Raw genomic sequence first — 1,224 nt, forward strand, 5'->3', positions numbered from 1 at the left:
TGCGGTGTTCGGCGGCACGCAGAGCCTGCACACCAACGCGCTCGACGAAGCCATTGCGCTGCCGACCGAGTTCAGCTCGCGCATCGCCCGCAACACGCAGCTCATCATCCAGGAAGAGACGCACATCACCAGCGTGATCGACCCCTGGGCCGGCAGCTACATGATGGAGAAGCTGACGCAGGACATGGCGGACAAGGCCTGGGAGATCATCGAGGAGGTCGAGGCGATGGGCGGCATGACCAAGGCCGTGGACAGCGGCTGGGCCAAGCTCAAGATCGAGGCGGCTGCGGCCGACAAGCAGGCGCGCATCGACTCGGGCAAGGACGTGATCGTGGGCGTCAACAAGTACAAGCTCAAGACGGAGGATGCGATCGACAGCCTGTCGATCGACAACGTCAAGGTGCGCGACGGGCAGATTGCCAAGCTGCATGCGATCCGCGAGAAGCGCGATACCGCGAAGACGCAGGCCGCGCTCGATGCGCTGACCGCTGCGGCCGAGAGCGGCGAGGGCAACCTGCTCGCGCTGAGCATCGACGCCGTGCGCCTGCGGGCGACGGTCGGTGAAATCAGCGATGCACTGGAGAAGGTCTACGGCCGCCATCGTGCCGACACGCAGAAGGTCACCGGCGTGTATGCCGCGGCCTATGACTCGGCCGAGGGCTGGGAAGCACTGCAGCACGAGATCGCAGCATTTGCCGAAGAGCAAGGCCGCCGTCCGCGCGTGATGATTTCCAAGCTCGGCCAGGACGGGCATGACCGCGGCGCGAAGGTTGTCGCCACGGCATTTGCCGACCTCGGCTTTGACGTGGACATGGGCCCGCTGTTCCAGACCCCGGAAGAGTGCGCACGCCAGGCGATCGAGAACGACGTGCATGCCGTGGGCGTCTCCACGCTCGCCGCCGGCCATAAGACCTTGGTGCCCGCGATCATCGCGGAACTCAAGAAGCAGGGTGCGGACGACATCATCGTGTTCGTCGGCGGCGTGATCCCGCGGCAGGACTACGACTTCCTGTACGAAGCTGGCGTCAAGGGCATCTACGGCCCGGGCACGCCGATCCCGGCGAGTGCGAAGGACGTGCTGGAGCAGATCCGCGCGGCATCGACAGCCAACGCGCTGACGTCATCCTGATCCCTTTGAACAAGCGGCCCATGCAGCGGCAGGGGCAAGAACAACCAAGAGGCAAACACATCATGAAAGAAATTCTCGAACTCCTCGAACAACGG

At 64.5% G+C, this 1,224-nt stretch carries 1 protein-coding gene; it reads left to right on the plus strand.

Translation table 11 applies throughout. The annotated features are described in order from the left end of the window. Positions 1–1,129 (plus strand): methylmalonyl-CoA mutase family protein (locus HB681_RS37595; protein ID WP_213959983.1); only part of this gene is annotated, 1,129 nt, incomplete at its 5' end. Positions 1,130–1,224: the final 95 nt, after the last annotated feature.

The organism is Variovorax sp. dw_954, assembly GCF_018449755.1.
Lineage (GTDB): Bacteria > Pseudomonadota > Gammaproteobacteria > Burkholderiales > Burkholderiaceae_C > Variovorax.